The sequence below is a fragment of the Methanobacterium sp. BAmetb5 genome, from assembly GCF_003491305.1.
GTDB lineage: Archaea > Methanobacteriota > Methanobacteria > Methanobacteriales > Methanobacteriaceae > Methanobacterium.
This window is the reverse complement of sequence record NZ_CP022706.1, coordinates 2297501-2314745: the sequence shown is the minus strand read 5'-3', so window position 1 is coordinate 2314745 and position 17245 is coordinate 2297501. Positions and strand designations below refer to the sequence as shown.

General features: G+C 42.9%; 16 protein-coding genes (1 of these 16 only partly in view). 9 read left to right on the top strand and 7 right to left on the bottom strand.

What is annotated here, in order from left to right; all coding sequences use genetic code 11:
* The first annotated feature begins 165 nt into the window (after positions 1–165).
* From CIT02_RS11555 to CIT02_RS11545, 3 genes are all read left to right on the top strand, one after another.
* Positions 166–1002 (top strand): PsbP-related protein, encoded by an 837-nt coding sequence (locus tag CIT02_RS11555; protein WP_292612657.1) that lies wholly within the window; start codon positions 166–168, stop codon positions 1000–1002.
* Positions 1003–1125: 123 nt separating this feature from the next.
* Positions 1126–2433, top strand: coding sequence for a phenylacetate--CoA ligase family protein (locus tag CIT02_RS11550; RefSeq protein WP_292612656.1), 1308 nt, complete (start codon positions 1126–1128; stop codon positions 2431–2433).
* 78 nt (positions 2434–2511) lie between these two features.
* Positions 2512–2943: an ACT domain-containing protein gene (locus CIT02_RS11545; protein ID WP_292612655.1), complete on the top strand. Its 432-nt coding sequence runs from the start codon at positions 2512–2514 to the stop codon at positions 2941–2943.
* A gap of 144 nt (positions 2944–3087) precedes the next feature.
* Here CIT02_RS11545 and CIT02_RS11540 read toward each other — a convergent pair whose 3' ends face one another.
* The 4 genes from CIT02_RS11540 to CIT02_RS11525 all read right to left on the bottom strand — a co-directional run bounded on the left by CIT02_RS11540 (position 3088) and on the right by CIT02_RS11525 (position 8547).
* Positions 3088–3582, bottom strand: coding sequence for a DUF7000 family protein (locus tag CIT02_RS11540; protein WP_292614986.1), 495 nt, complete (start codon positions 3580–3582; stop codon positions 3088–3090).
* Between the two features lie 145 nt (positions 3583–3727).
* Positions 3728–4324, bottom strand: coding sequence for an indolepyruvate oxidoreductase subunit beta (locus tag CIT02_RS11535; protein WP_292612654.1), 597 nt, complete (start codon positions 4322–4324; stop codon positions 3728–3730).
* A complete protein-coding gene (iorA, locus tag CIT02_RS11530) occupies positions 4321–6204 on the bottom strand; it encodes an indolepyruvate ferredoxin oxidoreductase subunit alpha (RefSeq protein ID WP_292612653.1) in 1884 nt (627 codons plus the stop codon). The genes CIT02_RS11535 and iorA overlap by 4 nt, the downstream gene beginning before the upstream one ends.
* Before the next feature lie 225 nt (positions 6205–6429).
* Positions 6430–8547, bottom strand: coding sequence for a CocE/NonD family hydrolase (locus CIT02_RS11525; protein ID WP_292612652.1), 2118 nt, complete (start codon positions 8545–8547; stop codon positions 6430–6432).
* An 86-nt stretch (positions 8548–8633) separates the two neighbouring features.
* Here CIT02_RS11525 and CIT02_RS11520 point away from each other — a divergent pair, with 86 nt between their 5' ends.
* The 5 genes from CIT02_RS11520 to glyS all read left to right on the top strand — a co-directional run bounded on the left by CIT02_RS11520 (position 8634) and on the right by glyS (position 14422).
* Positions 8634–9191: a M48 family metallopeptidase gene (locus CIT02_RS11520; protein ID WP_292612651.1), complete on the top strand. Its 558-nt coding sequence runs from the start codon at positions 8634–8636 to the stop codon at positions 9189–9191.
* 258 nt (positions 9192–9449) lie between these two features.
* Positions 9450–10955 carry a fumarate reductase (CoM/CoB) subunit TfrB gene (tfrB, locus tag CIT02_RS11515; protein WP_292612650.1) on the top strand — a complete coding sequence of 502 codons (1506 nt, stop codon included), beginning with the start codon at positions 9450–9452 and terminating at the stop codon, positions 10953–10955.
* Positions 10956–11057: 102 nt separating this feature from the next.
* Positions 11058–11750: an RNA methyltransferase gene (locus tag CIT02_RS11510; RefSeq protein ID WP_292612649.1), complete on the top strand. Its 693-nt coding sequence runs from the start codon at positions 11058–11060 to the stop codon at positions 11748–11750.
* Between the two features lie 171 nt (positions 11751–11921).
* Positions 11922–12530: a dCTP deaminase gene (gene dcd, locus CIT02_RS11505; RefSeq protein WP_292612648.1), complete on the top strand. Its 609-nt coding sequence runs from the start codon at positions 11922–11924 to the stop codon at positions 12528–12530.
* Positions 12531–12700: 170 nt separating this feature from the next.
* Entirely contained in the window at positions 12701–14422 is a 1722-nt protein-coding gene (gene glyS / locus CIT02_RS11500) for a glycine--tRNA ligase (RefSeq protein WP_292612647.1), read from the top strand.
* Between the two features lie 72 nt (positions 14423–14494).
* On the opposite strand, the gene CIT02_RS11495 is transcribed toward glyS, so the two are convergent.
* Positions 14495–14650 (bottom strand): hypothetical protein, encoded by a 156-nt coding sequence (locus CIT02_RS11495; RefSeq protein WP_292612646.1) that lies wholly within the window; start codon positions 14648–14650, stop codon positions 14495–14497.
* A 179-nt stretch (positions 14651–14829) separates the two neighbouring features.
* Between CIT02_RS11495 and CIT02_RS11490 the strand changes: the two genes are divergently transcribed.
* On the top strand, positions 14830–15597 hold the full coding sequence (locus tag CIT02_RS11490) for a TatD family hydrolase (RefSeq protein ID WP_292612645.1): 768 nt from the start codon (positions 14830–14832) through the stop codon (positions 15595–15597).
* A 111-nt stretch (positions 15598–15708) separates the two neighbouring features.
* Here the strand turns inward: CIT02_RS11490 and minD (CIT02_RS11485) are convergent, their stop codons facing one another.
* Together minD (CIT02_RS11485) and minD (CIT02_RS11480) are read right to left on the bottom strand one after the other, a co-directional pair.
* Positions 15709–16506, bottom strand: coding sequence for a cell division ATPase MinD (minD, locus tag CIT02_RS11485; protein WP_048072169.1), 798 nt, complete (start codon positions 16504–16506; stop codon positions 15709–15711).
* Positions 16507–16538: 32 nt separating this feature from the next.
* Positions 16539–17245, bottom strand: partial view of a cell division ATPase MinD gene (gene minD / locus CIT02_RS11480; protein WP_048072170.1) — the 3' portion only. It continues 73 nt past the right edge of the window; only the last 707 of its 780 coding nucleotides appear in the window; the start codon falls outside the window, past its right edge; the stop codon is at positions 16539–16541.

Sequence of the window (17245 nt, the reverse complement as noted above, 5' to 3'; positions counted from 1 at the left end):
ATGAATTAAGATTTTAATCCAGAAACCTTCACCCCATCCATCAAAATTTAAATAATGTTAACAATAAACTCCCATTAATACACTATAGATAAAGGTTAAAATAGATAGGATTAAATCAACTTTAGATTAATGAATTAATAGAATTGGAAAAGGAAAGTGAAATAATTGAGCGAAGATGGGCCGCCTCGATTAAGAAGACCAGAAAATGGTAATAGTGAGAGAGATTCATCCAAATTGGGAAAGGCACGTGCCGATATTAAGGAGAAAGTGAGTTCTCTTAAATTGAAAAAGGGTGAGAGCTCCCTTTCCAGTAAAGTTTCCTCGTTTAAACCCAATAAAATCAGTACAGGGAAACATGAAAAGGAGGGCCCCCGTAAACTGAGAGTTCCCCACACCCAAGCTAATGAAAAATCCAGTTCTAAAGACATTAGAACAAAATTCCTTAAAACTATGGGGCAAAAACCCGTTTGGAGTATTATTGGAATTGTAATTCTGATTATTCTGGTTGCTGGCGCGGCGCTATGGATTGCGGGTGATAAAAACCAAACTAATACTGGTAACAACACCACCCAACACGTTGTTAATTCTACAAATCATTATAATAATGGTAACATCTCTTTTGATTATCCTGCAGGTTGGAATGTTACCAATGGCACGTCTTCTTCCCTGATTGTTTCCGTTTCCCAGGATGAAAATAACAGTTTTTCCATCTTACAGGAAGAATTGCTTACCCGGAATTTCACCTACAAAGTAGCTAAATGGCGTTCAAACATTTTGGAAAAGGGCATAATCTATTATGAAGGAGATTTAACTATTGACAATGCCACTGCTTATGAACTGGAAGCAAACTACAAGCCGGGAGATAAGGTTTTCACCACCCGTGGAATTGCCTTACAAAAGAATAACACTGCTTATTTCATTATCTTTGTCTTTGATAAAGCCCTTCTGGACTATAAATCCGAGATGGACACGGTGATAAACAGTTTTCACGTAAATATATAACTCCATACAGGTTAAGGAAATATTTGCTAAGTGAATTTGTATTATCAATATCTAATTGGAAATTAGGCTTACGAGAAAGGAATTTAACCAATAATCTAAAATATGGCCGGTGGGATTTGAAAAATGATGTGGAATGAAGAAGTTGAATCTAAATCTAGAGAGGAGATGAAAAAACTACAGCTTGAAAGGTTACAGGCTGTTGTAAAATATGCCTATGAGAATGTTCCTTACTATAAAAAGCGTTTTGATGAGCAGGGTGTTAAGCCAGAGGATATTAAAACCCTGGAAGACATCCAGAAATTACCATTTACCACCAAAGATGATCTCCGTGCAGCCTACCCCTTTGGAATGTTCGCTGTGCCCCAAAAAGAGATTGTAGAAGTCCACACATCCTCCGGGACTACTGGAAAACCTACCGTGTCAGGGTACACCCGTAAAGATCTGGAAACCTGGAGCGAAGTAATGGCACGTGGTTTAACCATGTTCGGAGTAGATGAAGATGATATAATCCAGAACACCCATGGGTACGGGCTGTTTACCGGTGGTTTCGGGGTGCATTATGGTGCCCAAAACATTGGAGCCACAGTGATTCCCATTTCCACTGGACAGACCCGCCGGCAGATCGAAATAATGAAGGACTTCCAGACCAGTGTTTTGATTGTTACACCATCCTACGGACTCTACTTGGCCGAAGTGGCTGAGGAAGAAGGTGTGACCCCTGATGACCTTAATTTGAAATCCATTGGATTCGGAGCAGAAATGTGGACTGAAGAAATGCGCCAAGAACTCCAGAAACGTTTCAATGCACCAGCCTACAATATATATGGACTTACTGAGATTATGGGTCCGGGAATTGCCCTGGAATGTCCAGTGCAGGATGGATTGCATGTGATGGAAGATCATTTCTACCCGGAGATTATTGATTCTGAAACCCAGGAAGTACTGGATGATGGTGAAAAGGGCGAACTGGTTTTAACCAATTTAACCCGGGAAGGAATGCCCATAATTCGTTTTAGAACCAAGGATGTTACCAGTTTACAGAGAAACTCCTGCTCCTGTGGACGCACCATGGTTAAGATGGACCGTATCACAGGAAGAACTGATGATATGCTTAAGATTCGTGGAGTGGCAGTGTTCCCATCCCAAATTGAGAAGGCACTCCTGAAGATGGATGGTATTGAACCCCACTACCAGATAATCGCCACCCGCCCACATCACCTGGATGAACTGGAAGTACGGGTGGAAACATCCCCTAACCTCTTCTCCGACGAGGTCAAAGAATTGGTTGGAATTAAGAAGAAAATTGAAGGATACATCCACAATGAAATCGGTTTAAGAGTTAAGGTTACCCTGGTAGAACCAAAGACACTGCCCCGCAGTGAGGGAAAAGCAGTTCGGGTTATTGATAAACGGGAACTAAATAGTGACTAATAAAATTCATGGGTAAATTAGATGAAAAGGACTGTAGTTGGGAGTTACTCCAACACGAAAGTTAATGGGGGAATATGAGTGAAAATAAAACAGTTATCAATATTCTTGGAGAATAAGAAGGGTAGAATGAGGAATGCACTGGATGTTCTGTCTGATGCTGGCTTCAACATCCGGGCCCTATCCATTGCTGACACCTCAGACTTCGGTATTTTAAGGTTAATTGTACCGGAACCTGATAAAGCTCAAAGCATCCTGGAAGATAACAACTTCGTGGTGAAGATGGGTTATGTTATCGCTGTGGAGATGTCAGACCAGCCCGGAGGGCTCAGCACCATCCTGGGGATACTGGATGACTCGGATATAAACCTGGATTATCTTTACGCCTTTGTGGATGAAAAAGAAGAAAGAGCCATAGTATTACTCCATCCCGAGGATATAAATGCCGGGGTCAAAGCCCTGGAAAAGAGTGGGGCCATCGTGATCCCCCCAGAAGATGTTTACAACTGGTAAACATAACTTTATTTTTGTTCATTTTTTTATTTTGTTCATTTTATTAGTTGCGATTTCTAATTTGAATTTCCTATATTTTGGTCCTATTTTCATCTTATGTTCCATTTTTCGTGGCCTTAAGAGCAAACCAAAAAAATATCTAAATTACCCCGATTTTAATAAGAAATTCTCAACATCATTAATAAAATCCAATGTTCCAGTCTCTATTTGCTTTGTTAAACTATCCAAATCACTGAAATCTGGATTTTCAACTAAAATATGCTCCATAATAGAATCCACACCTTTTGTAGTTGGCGGAATATGGTATTTATTCCAATCAATTTCTTTAAACAGTTTCCAGTATTTGTTTTGAACGTTTTTATTGTATCCTGCTAACCAAACTTCAAATCTAAATGTTTCATGGATAAAAACTATGGCAATTTTCAGTTTTCGGCTTTTTAATGATTCTGGGGAAAAGGAAAAATAGGTCATATCCATATATCCCTGATAGATACCTGACACAAAATATTGGGGATATTTATTTTTAAAATAAACTCTCAAATCCATTATATATCCCATTAATCCCCCATATGCCTCCTGAATACAACCTTTCTCTAACTGTTTTCTATATTCCTGCATACATTCATTAAATGAACCCATATCCAATTCCCCCTCGCCTGATCATCAGATTATAATAAATATATCTGATTATTATGAATTATTTTTCCACTTTTAATTAATTTTAAAGAAAAATAAAAAAAATATTAAAAAAAAATAATATTTCAGTGAATTTAATTAATCCTGCTTAAATATTGGAAGAACAAACCCTGAATCCTTCCTCAAATGCCTTCAAATTTATAGGAATACTCTTCTCAGGCAGGTTGTTCTGCATTGATTCCATTATAATCTGCTTATCCACGGGGAATCCTGGAACTGCTGCTGCAGCACCTAACATCACCATGTTCACTGCCAGGATGTGACCGGCTTCCTTGGCAATTCCATCGGCATCCAGGGCAATGACTTTCTTTGTCTGGGATTCCAGTTCATCCAGCATGGTGGATAATTCAGGGTAAGGGTGTTCACTTTGCCTGATGTTAAAGGGATAAATGGTAGAGGTGTTCACAACCACGTAACTATCCTCATTAATCATATTCATCGCCCGGAGGGCTTCTAATGGTTCGAAGGCCAGTAAAAGGTCAGTTTTTCCTTCTTCAATGAGGGGGCTGTGAGAGTCTCCTATCTTCATCTGAGTGGATACCACTCCTCCTCGCTGGGACATTCCGTGGATTTCTCCCACCACCACAGATAAACCACTCTGCATGGCTGCTTCTCCCATGATCACCGAGGTTTTGATGATACCCTGACCACCAACTCCTGAAATGTAAATATTATAGGGATTCATTGTTTGTTCCTCCCGTTCTCTGCATCTATTCTTTTGGCTCTTATAGCCTTCTCTGGACAGGTCTGTACACACACATTGCATTTTCTACACATCAGGGGATCAATCCTTATCTTACCCTCTTCACTGGTGTAAATGGCCGGGCAGGTAAGCTCCAGGACACAGGTATCACAGTTTGTACATTTATCCTCCTGGACATCGATAACGATGTTTTTACCTGTCTCTTTTCTTCCTTTAATTAACATGCAGGGGTACTGGGAGATAACCACAGCCACTCCCTCGTACTGGAGTGCCTTTTTGAATGATTCCCGGGAGTTGCGTACATTGAGGGGGTTGATGGTTTCCACCATTTCCACTCCACAGGCCTTTACCATTGCGGGTATGGATATTTCCGGTGCTTCCATCCCCATACCATCAATGGGTAGCCCGGGGTGTGGTTGGCCTCCGGTCATGGCTGTGGTACGGTTGTCTAGGATCACCAGGACGAAGTTGGCTTTATTGTGCACTGCGTTGAGGAGAGGTGGTATACCTGCATGGAAAAAGGTAGAGTCGCCTATAAAACTCACCACAGTTTGGTCCGTGGCTTTGGAGAATCCACAGCTAGTTCCAATGGAGGAACCCATGGATAACAGGTAATCTGCTGTTTGGTAGGGGCGTTCAATACCCAGGGTATAACAGCCAATATCAGTGGGGAAGATCACATCAGTAATATTCAGTTCTTCTGCTGCCTTTTTAACCTCAAAGTATGCTGCACGGTGGGGGCAACCCGGGCACAGTGTAGCCGGTCTTTTGGGAAGCCCAAGCGAAGTTTTAACATCTTCAGGGGGCATTTCCAACCCCATCATCCGGCCCACTCCTCCCAGCACTATATCCGGACTGTACTCGTATATCAATGGTAGAGTTCCATCCAATTTACCGTGAACAGTTTTATCAAGATGGTGTTTACCCACAATTGCCAGCACCTCTTTTTCCATTATGGGGTCAACCTCTTCCACCACCAGCACCATTTCCAGGTTATCCATAAACTCCAGCACCTTTTTTTCAGGGAAAGGATGGGAGAAGGTTATTTTAAGGACATTTACCGGTAAATTGTACTCCTCCACCACATCCATGACGTAGTTGAAGGCACTGCCACTGGTGATGATTCCCACTTGACTTCCTCTGTTAAGGGGATGGTTTAGGGATGAGTTATTGGAAAGCACACCTATTTTTGCCATTTTCTCAACCAGGTTGCGGTGCATTACCCTGGCAGATTCGGGTACTGGTACGAAGCGCTGGGGATCCTTATCAAAGTGTCCCTTTGCCGGGGCTTTTTTAAGGGGTCCCAGTTCCACTACACCCCTCATATGGGAAACCCGGGTGGTGGTCCGGAGAATAACAGGTAATTCGAATTCTTCCGATAACTGGTAGGCGTATTTCATGAGATCCTTAACTTCCTGGGGGCTGGATGCTTCCAGGAGGGGTAAGTTGGCCAGTCGTGCGTAGTGACGGTTGTCCTGCTCATTCTGGGATGAAAACATAGAGGGGTCATCAGCCGTGAGGATCACCATTCCCCCCCGGACACCGGTGTAGGCCACGCTCATCAGGGAGTCGGAGGCCACATTCAGGCCCACATGTTTCATGAAGGTGAATGATCTGAGTCCGGAGGCAGCGGCAGCGGCAGCCACTTCCAGGGCTACCTTTTCATTGACTGAAAATTCGAAGTACATCCCTGCCTCTGCGGCCAGGACTGATAAAACATTTCCAATCTCAGAAGAAGGTGTTCCGGGGTAGGTGCTGGCCACAGACACACCGGCTTCCAGTGCTCCGCGGACTGCAGCTTCGTTGCCCATCAGGAACAGTTTATCCTTCTCTTTTTTGGTGAGTATTTCCTTGATGTTCATAACTATCTTCCTTAGAGTAAAGTGACGATTAAATTCATAATTTTATTAATCAGACTAGATTATTAATCAGACTAAAATATAGCTTTGGATATTTTTTAGTATATAGATTTAGATATTTAGGGTTAGTTATTTGAAAATTTATCGGGACCCTTGAAAAGATTTATTTCCATGTTTAATCTCTTTTTTTAAAGATTTTAAATGGAATATTTTCTTACATAAATCGTCTTACAAATAAGATCCCAGCAACCCTCTGTAGATGGAGCTATTAGAAGGTATAACTGGCAGTAACAGGGATGAATGATGTTCCAAGTCGTGATAAATGGTCTGATTTGCTATCTGCTGCTGTGTGTCTGTGGCAATGGGATTACCAGTGTTGGGGTTGGGGTGCAGGATAGGGTAAGCACTGGAAGATATTTCCAGGCGGATTTTATGACCTGGAAGGAACACGTGTCCCATGTCATAAAGTTCAATTCGGTATTTTTCAATTTTACCTGGTTCTAAGAGGATTTCCCGGTCAAAACCTTGTCTAAATCTGGCTCTAATTGATCCCCCTGATTCAAAGTTACCCAGGTTGATGGTGGTCCCATTGGGATATACATCCATGATTCTGGCCACGAAATCCGTGTCCCGGGCAGTACTGGCTGCATACACTTCTACGGTCACTGGACCCAATATCATGACTGGTTCTTCCAGTGCAGTGGTGGTGTAAACCAGGACATCAGAACGGTTTTCAGTGCTGATGGAGTTGATAGCATAACCTCCGGATGTAACTGGTCGGGGGTTAGCCGGATCATAGGTGTAACTGTCAGAATTAGCTGTCAAGTTGGTACTGGAAGTTGAATTGACCGCACTGGAATTGGAGGAGGCATTGGCAGAGGTTAAGTTCCATTGCAGGAAACCATTGCCATTTAAGGTATTGGCCTGCCCTCGGCTGTTAAGGTAGAGGGGAGTTATATTCATATCCTGCGGAGGATAAGTGGTGAGGTTTATCCATTTACTCAAACCAGTGATGTAGACTGTTGCCCGAGGTAGGTTTAACGGCCCATTTAAAGTATCGGAGGTGTTAGTCCTATTAATATTGGAAAGGGTAGTGTTATTATTTGAAGGGATAGTATTGGGGGAACTGGAGTTAGAATTATTAACTGCAGGATGGGAGGAGTCAGTTGAATTTTTAAGGTAATAATTGAAAAATGCCAGTTGAGTGGCCAGTAAATCTTTCTGAGTTCCGGGAACCGGTAGATCTCCCACTGGAGATACTTGTTCCCCTGTTTTGAAGGTTCCCTCGTGTGTCCAGGGCCCTATGATCAGGTACTGGTCACTTGGTGTGGAATTCTTTTTAATACCATTCCAGTAGAAGAGTGTTCCGGGCTGGTTAACATCGAACCAGCCAGTGGTGGTGAGGACGGGAATGTTTATACCTACAAAATCTTGTTCTGTGAACTGGATCCGCTTCCAGTAATCATCCCGGGTTTGATGTTCCAGGAACTGGCGGTAGAGAGCAACCTGGGTTCCGGTCAGCTCATCTGCCGTTGAAAGTGGCCGATGATTAAATATGGGGGTCCAGTTAAGGTTTTGAGTATTGGAATCAGGAACTCGGCCGTTGTTGGCCAGTGCCCAGGGGAGGGCCCATCCCATATAGAAAACTCCCCCAATGGAGGGTACTTCTTCCATGTATCTGCCAGTGGCTGCGGTGGGTGCTATGCATACCAGGTGTGGTGGTTTTTCCCGGGCAGCCAGCCACTGGTCAGTTCCCATGTAATCATAACCCATCATACCTACTCTTCCATTGGACCAGGACTGGTTGGCCGCCCATTCAATAGAATCGTAACCATCCTGTCCTTCCTGGAACAGGAACCCGAAATCTCCTGGGGAGTCACCTTTACCCCGCACATCCTGCACCATGAACACGTATCCCTGTCGGGCGAAATACTCTCCCATGCCAGTGTAGTTCATTTGAGGGTTGCTGCGACCGTAGGGTGTGCGAATCATGATAACTGGATATTGGCCCTCCTCAGTGGGCATCCAGAGATCAGAAACCAGTTGTACACCATCACGCAGGGGTGTTTTTTGTCCCAAAATTGTTTCAACCGAATAATTAGTGGATTTGGTGTTATTTTTCGGAGTCTGGTTGGAGTTACTCGAGGTATTGGTGGTGTTAGAAATTTCGGAAGTGTTTTGCGCTAGTTCTGCACCAGGAAGACTGGAGTCCTGTTGTTGGTTTAAAAAAGAACCCGCATCTTCTAATATTGAGGTTTCATTCTCAGCCAGCAAAACTACCCCTGATAAAACACCCAGAAATGCCAGAAATGTTACAATAACCACTGCAAATGAAGTTTCTTTCATTGTCCCCCTCACTATTGGCATTAGAAAAGTTCAGTATAAGTTCACTAATAGAAGATTATTTAAGGATTTTATTATAATTAACCCTGATGAGGAAAATTAAAATCCAGGATATTGAGGTTAACTATCATGTATTCCACCGGAAGGTGAAATACGCTCGTTTGGAAATTAAAAATGGGGAACTCAACCTTATATTGCCGCCAGGGGTGAATGATTACCGTGAACTGGTGGATAAACATGAGAAATGGATTTATCAAAAAATTTCACGAATTAGAAAGTTGAGAAGTGAATCTCTAAAAAGGAAACTGGATTTTAGTAGGAGTAGAGAAGACTTTAGGGATATGGTCACTAACTTGGTGGATGAAATATCCTGTGAAATGGGTTTGAAGGTTAACCAGATAACTCTGCGACGGATGAAAACCCGCTGGGGAAGCTGTAGCAACCAGGCTAACATTAATATAAACACCCGCCTGAGATATCTACCAGAAAACCTTATCCGATACGTGGTGCACCATGAAATCTGTCACTTGAAGGTCAGAAACCACAGCAAAGAGTACTGGGATCTGGTGGCTGTAACCTACCCCAACCACCCCCAATTGGAAGATGAACTAGCCATTTACTGGTTTTTAGTGAAGGATTTAGATTGATAATCCCTAAAAAGGTTCATTCATGAATTCCAATTTGGTGGACAATACGCTTTTTTATTGTATAATATTTTTTATAGGAATAACACCTAATATTTATTGATTCTATTTTAACTCTCAATCGCCTTTGGAGTTTATAGAATGGATTTTTAAACTGAGTTTGAAAAATCTAAAAAACCCAGTTAACTAACTAATAATGTTTTTTAAAAGCTTAAACCAATTAAAAAATCATTAAATGCTTAAATCATGTCGGAGATGGAAATGATAAATGTAACTGTTATGCGCCAGCCTTCCAGGGATGAAACATCCCATCCAGAAACTTACTCGGTTAAAAGAAAGGATAAAATGAAAGTCCTGGATGCCTTGAATTACATCAACCAGCATCATCAGGCCAACATTGCCTATCGCAGCTCCTGCCGGGCGGGTCAGTGCGGATCCTGTGCAGTTAAAGTTAACGGAGAAATGGCTCTGGCCTGTAAAAAAGAAATACAGGATAAAGATGTAATTGAACCCCTTAATCTACCAGTTGTTAAGGATTTAGTTGTTGATCGAAGCGAAATGGACGGCAAGGTAAAGGATATGGGCCTCTTTCTGGAGGATGAATGTGAGATGGGTGAGTGCCCGGCTATTATCAATCCAGAAGATCTGGCCAACACCAAGAAGTTAAGGAGTTGTATTGACTGTTACTCCTGCTTATCAGCCTGTCCTGTATTGAAAGTTAATGATGAATTTGCAGGACCCTATTTCATGCGTTATCTATCTAAATTTGCATTTGATCCAAGAGATTGCTCTGATAGGGCAGAGGAAGGGTTTGAAGAGGGGCTTTACTGTTGTACCTCCTGTTCTAAATGCGTGGAGGTATGTCCCAAGGAAATTAACACCTTTGGTGGCGCCATTGAAAAGTTACGGGAAATGGCTTACCAGGAAGGTATTGGACCCCTACCACCCCATCGCGCTTTAAAGGAACTCATTGAAAAGACCGGAAGATCCGTGGAACCCATGGAAGAAGGCCCCATGAGGGCTGGTTTTGTGAAAATAGCCAACTCCCGAGAGTTACCCGAAGATGCAGCCGAGGGGAAAGAGAAAGTTGCCCTTTTCACTGGTTGCCTCATGGATTATCGTCTACCTGAGATTGGAATGGCCCTCCTGGACGTTCTAAACAACCATGATGTCATAGTAGAGGTGCCCAGCCAGCAGGTTTGCTGTGGTTCCCCCCTGATCCGAACCGGACAAACTGATATTGTGGAAGATCTGGTGAAAAAGAATGCCGAGGCCTTTGCTGGTTACGATACCATTATAACTGTCTGTGCCGGTTGTGGTGCAACCCTTAAAAAGGATTATCCCCGGTACGGTGTCCAGTTCAAGGTAATGGATATCAGTGAGTATCTGGCAGATAAGCTGAAAACAGAGGATATGAAACCGGTTAACCTGAAGGCAACCTACCACGACCCCTGCCACCTCGTTCGTGGCCAGGGAATCCGGGAGGAACCCCGTGAAATTCTAAGGAAAATTAAAGGCCTGGAATTCGTGGAAATGGAAGTCCCTGACCAGTGCTGTGGTGCTGGTGGGGGTGTGAGATCCGGTAAACCAGAAATTGCTGCAGATTTAGGCCGGGCCAAGGCAGAGATGATTGAAAAACTGGGTGTGGATGCGGTGATCACCATCTGTCCCTTCTGTGAAAACAACATCCGGGCATCCCTGGAGAGGGAAGGCCTCAACCTGGAGGTTATGAACATACTCAAATTACTGGAAAAGGCCTATCAATGAAAAGAGGATGATAAAAACTCCCTACTTTAAGGATAACTCTGTGTCCTCATTTGACTTTCAGAACAACTATAAAACTAAAAAAAAGGATTTGAACAGGATAACATGATTTATGTGGTTTTTGTGGAACCCGAAACTCCAGGGAATATTGGTTTTCTGGCGCGGACCATGAAAAATTTCGGTTTAAGGGACATGGTGCTTATTAATCCCTGCCAACTGGAGAATGATTCGTACTATAAGGCTATGCATGCCCGGGAAATTGTTTCCAATCGCCAGGAGTACAGTTCGCTGGAGGAATTTATCAAAATAAATAAAATTGACTTTGCAGTGGGCACTACTGGTACAGCGGGTGGAAGTTACAACATCCCCCGTATCGCCGTTACTCCGGATAACCTGGCCCAAAACTTAAATGAGAAGGGCAATATTGCACTGATATTTGGTAGGGAAGGGGATGGCCTTACCAATCAGGAATTGGAACTATGTGACGTGGTGGTATCCATTCCCACCCATGACGTTTATCCCATACTTAACATCACCCATGCTGCGGCCATCATCTTTTATGAACTGTTTAAGACTGAAAAAGCCTATCCCGTGGAAGAGATAGATGAAGCCTCGGTGGAGGAAAAACAGGATTTAATCCGGGACATGAACGAAGTACTGGACCATCTGGATTACCCGGATCATAAAAAGAAGAATGCTTCCACAGTGTTTAGAAGGGTGATGGGCAGGGCATTTATTTCCGGAAGAGAAGCCCATACTCTTAAAGGAGTGTTTCGAAGGATTAAAGAGAGAATATAATAAATAGTAAAGTGGAGGATTATTAAGTAGATTAAGTGAAATTTTGTAAATAATAATCCACTTGAAGATCATTCCCGTGAAATAAAATTTAAGAATAATGTACGGATTGTATTTATCCCCAAACAGCTTAATTAATTAAAAAAACTAACTAAAAAGGGAGAATGAGATAAAATGGCTATTTTAAGTGACCAGGATATCATAAAATATTTGGATGAAGGCAAGATCACCATAGACCCTTTGGAAGACCCAAGCAGGCAGATCCAGCCATCATCAGTGGATCTCAGGATTGGTAATGAATTTAAAGGATTTCGCATAATCCGAAAACCCTGTATCGACCCCCTGGACAAATCTGACCTGGAGTCCTACATGGAATCATTCCATTTAGAACAGGGAGAGGCATTCATAATACATCCCGGCGAATTTGCACTGGCCACCACCTACGAAGCTGTTAAACTCCCTGATGACTTGGTGGCCCGTGTGGAGGGGCGTTCATCAATGGGGCGTTTGGGGATCACCATGCACGTCACTGCCGGCTACATTGACCCGGGATTCGAAGGGAAGATCACCCTGGAAATTTCCAACATAGGTAAAATGCCAGTTGCGCTCTACACCGGTCAAAGAGTATGCCAGATCGTGTTTGAAACCATGACCACCCCTTCACTACGTCCCTACGGACATCCTGAGCGTGATAGCAAATATATGGGTCAGGACAAACCAGTTACCAGTAAAATCAAACAGGACTATGAGATCAGAGACCGGAAGCAAACAAAATTACTTTAAATTTAATATTAAAGTTGCTTTAAGTTGTAAAGTTTAGGTTACTTTGATTAAATGGATTGAAGTTTGCATTAGGGATTATCCCTGCATACTGTATCTTTTTCCGGGAATAAAGCCAACATATTTAATTTTATTGATTATTCACACTAAAGATGAATCATGAGAGGATATAAATGAAAAATGAAGATGTTATGAATATTGCCAAAAAAAGAGGATTTTTATGGTCATCATTTGAAATTTACTCAGGAGTGGCAGGATTCTTTGATTACGGTCCTTTAGGGGCCATCTTGAAAAATAAGATCATGAACAAGTGGAGGGAGTACTACCTGGTGGGCGAGGGTTTCTACGAAATAGAATCACCAACCATCATGCCCGAAGAGGCACTTAAAGCATCGGGACATGTGGATCACTTCAACGACCCCATGACTGAATGTAAAGATTGTCTGGAAGTGTTCCGGGCAGATCATGTTATTAAAGAAGCCATTGGAGAAGAAGTGGAAGGATTAGAAAACCAGGAACTCACAGAGATATTATCCGACCGACAGATACCTTGCCCCAAATGCGGAGGCCACCTAACCCATGTCTGGAGTTACAACCTGATGTTCCAAACCCTTATAGGTGCTAAAGGTAAAAAGACAGGTTACATGCGGCCAGAAACCGCCCAGGGTATATTCATACCCTTCAAGAGACTTTTAAGGTTTTTCCGTGGAAAACTCCCCTTCGGTGTGGTGCAGCTGGGTAAGGCCTACCGGAATGAGATCTCACCACGTCAGGGTGTTATCCGGCTTCGGGAGTTCACTCAGGCTGAAGCAGAGATCTTCGTGGACCCCCGGGATAAGAAACATCCCCACTTTCAGAGGGTGGCCCAGCAGACCCTTACACTGTACACTGCCGATGCCCAGGAGAACGAGGGGGAAGCAGTCCAGATCACCGCTCAGGAAGCTGTGGATAGTGGAGTGGTATCCAGCCAAATGTTAACCTACCAGTTATGTCTGGCTGACCAGTTCATGGAGGATCTGGGAATACCACGAGATGTGATAAGGTTCCGTCAGCACATGAAGACCGAGATGGCCCACTACGCCATTGACTGCTGGGATGTGGAAATCTACACCGACCGTTATGGCTGGATCGAAGTGATTGGAATTGCCGACCGAACAGATTTCGACCTCAAATCCCACAGCCAATACAGTAAGGAAGATCTATCCGTTTTCATAGAATACGATGAACCACGAACCATCACCAAAATGGTAGCTAAACCGGATATGAAAAAATTCGGACCCCTGTTTAAGGGTGCTGCTCCCAAGATCATGAATTTCCTCAAGGAAGCCGATTCCAACATTATAAAAGAAGCTTTCGAGGATAAAGGTGTTTATGAGGTGGAACTAGAAGGTGAGACCTATCAGTTAACTCCGGATCTCGTATCATTCGAAGAAGTTGAAGAAACGGTACGGGGAGAAAAGATATATCCCCATGTAATTGAACCATCATACGGTATTGACCGTATAACCTACTCCGTACTCCTCCACTCCTTTACCCAGGAAGATGAGCGTAATATTTTCCATTTCCCACCAGACATCGCCCCAGTGGGAGCAAATGTCTTCCCACTGGTAAACAAGGATGAACTGGTGGAAATAGCCAATAACATAATGGAAAATCTCCGGGGGGAAGGCATAATAGCTGAAGTGGACACCTCTGGAACCATAGGCCGCCGTTATGCTCGTTCTGATGAGATTGGAACACCTTTTGCAGTTACCGTGGACCACCAGACCTTGGAAGATGAGACTGTTACTATACGTGAACGTGACAGCCAGGAACAGGTTCGGGTGCCCCTATCTAAGGTAGCAGATAGAATAAACAACTTATTACTTAAAAAAGTAAATTTTAGTGACATCTAAAACCAGATTTTAGTTAAATATGTCCTAAAACACTTTTTTTATTCAATTATTTTTTTTATTTTAAGGGAAAACTTAATCTTCTTTGACCAATGATTCCAGTTCTTCTTTAGGGATCATCTGGGCAATTTTTAGTTTAGTTGGGCAGCGTCCCAGTTTTATATCGTGTTTTTTGGCTATAGCCTTCAAATCCTTTAATGTGGCCTTTTTAGCCATTTCTTCCACATCCACAGTTACACCTCCTAAGAGAAAGGAAATTATTGAATTATCCCCTTACATACTTATATGGTTGAACTTCTTAATTAATTTTAGAATAAAAGATGGTAATTTTAGACGTAAAAGATAATTGCTTTCATTAAACATAAAAAAACAGTTAAAAGTCAAGGTAGAAATTTTATGGAGATGAGTTTATGATAGACGCACACATACATGCGGATTGCCGGCCTTACGAAGATTTTAAGAGTATGGCTGTTGCCGGGATAGAATCTGCTCTTACACTGGCCCATGACCCCCTGAGGATGAGCACTTCGGCAGTGGTCCTGGACCACTTCTACCGTATACTGGAAAACGATTTTAAAAGGGCTGAAGAAAATGGTCTCACTCTTAAAGCTGCCCTGGGACTCCACCCACGGAGTATATGTCCGGATTATAAGTTAGTGCTCCGTAAGCTCCCCTGGTTCCTTGATCAGGACATGGTAATTGCCATGGGAGAAATTGGACTGGAAACTACTTCCAACATTGAAAGGGAAGTATTCCGAACCCAGCTAGAAATGGCCAATGAACTGGACATGAAGGTGGCAGTGCACACCCCTCGAAAGAATAAAAGGGAAGTGACCATTAAAACCCTTTCTATAATTGAAGGTAACATTGATCCGTCTATGGTGGTGGTGGACCATGTGGATCCATCCATAATCGATTTAATGGCTGATTTTGAAGGGATGATGGGGGTAACTGTGCAGCCACAGAAGATGACACCTAACGGTGCGGTGGAAATGCTGGAGAAAACATTCGAGGAATACGGCCCGGAAAGGTTCATGCTGGATAGTGACATGAGTTCTTCACCATCCGACCCTTTATCAGTCCCTAAAACTGTGCACGAACTTAAAATGGCTGGATGGGATAATAAAAAAATTGATATGTTGTCTTGTAAGAATGCAGCCCATTTTTATGGATTGTAGGGACAAAAATCAGTATTATTAATGGGATCAATCAGAACCCCAGTACTAATTCTAAAAAAAGATTAAAACAGGCTTAAAGTTAAAATAAGGGTTAAATTTAGGAACTCTTAATTATTTGTTTTCAGGGGGTAATATACCCACAAATTTCTTAATACGTTCCATAATCCCTTCTTTATCCGGCTGTACTGGTTTATATTCCTTTCCAACAAGATCCGCGGCCAGTTGCATTATTTCATTGCTTATGGGTGAAGCAGGGTTTAATTCCATCACTGAACTGCCCAGTGCTATGGAACGGTCCATCTCCCGGTCGTAGGAAATAACCGATATCATGGGTACTTCCAGTATGGATTCTATTTCATTGACTGAGAGAAGAAAATTATCATCGTACCACATATTCAGAACAAAACCAAGGATTTCAATGTTTAGTTCGTTTAAGAGAATTCTTATCTTAAGAGCATCAGCAACAGAGGGCATGGTAGAATTGGTAACCAGTATGGCTTCAGTGTCCTCGGGTAAGGCTTCAAAGATATTTGAATTTATACCAGAAGGCAGGTCCATCAGAAAAATATTTCCATAGGCGGATATTTCTTCCATTATCCTTTGCCAGGAAACATAGTTGGGGTTGATGGTTTTCAAGGTTTCAAAATGCATACCCGTAGGTATTACCAGGGCACCCTGATTAACCTGGTAAACACAGTCCTGGACTGCTTTATCACGCATCAGTACATCGTGCAGGGTTACCTCTGGATTCAAAAGTCCGGTGATAACATCCATGTTGGACATCATCAGATCCATATCCAGCATGACAGTTTCTTCACCAAAAAGGCTCAAGGCCACACCTAAATTAAAAGTAAGGGATGTTCTCCCTACTCCACCTTTTCCAGATGCAAGTGCAATGAATCTTGACATGTACTCTCCAGTCAGTTAAAAATTAAAAATTTTTATCTCCTTCCCAGTAATCCTTCCACCAGTTTGGAGATAACTCCCTTCTTGTCTGGTTCAATTGGCTGGTACTCTTCACCTATCAGGTCCGCTCCCAGTTGCATGACAGAATTGCTGGTGGGAGATTTAGGGTTTTTGATTACTAAAGGCTCTCCAAAGGCAGCGGCCCTGCTGACTTCAGTGTCTTCAGGGATTACCGCAATTACCGGCACTTCCAAAATGGTTTCAATTTCACTGATGGTTAAGAAGGTTTTATCGTGCTGTTCCCGGTTGATTACTACTCCCAAAATGTCCACACCCAACCGGTTGGCTATTATCTTGGTTTTTAGGGCATCACTGATGGATGGTACTTCCGGGGTGGTGATAAGTATCATTTCCTGAGCAGCAGCTATGGCTGCCAGGGCATCCTTTTCCAGACCAGCAGGGGCATCAATTAGCAGTATATCGGCCCTTTCAACCAATACTTCCAGAGCGTTTTCCAGGCGATCCATTTTGATTTTACGAAGGCCTTCCAATGAAATTCCAGCAGGGACCACTTTAACACCGCCCGGTCCCTCATAAATAGCATCTTCAATATCCGCATCCCCAGAAAGAACATCGTGCAGAGTCACTGACTTTCCTTCCATACCCAGTATGAGTTCCAGGTTAGCCATGGCCACATCTGCATCCAGAACTATAACCTCTTCCCCATAGGTAGCCAGGGCCA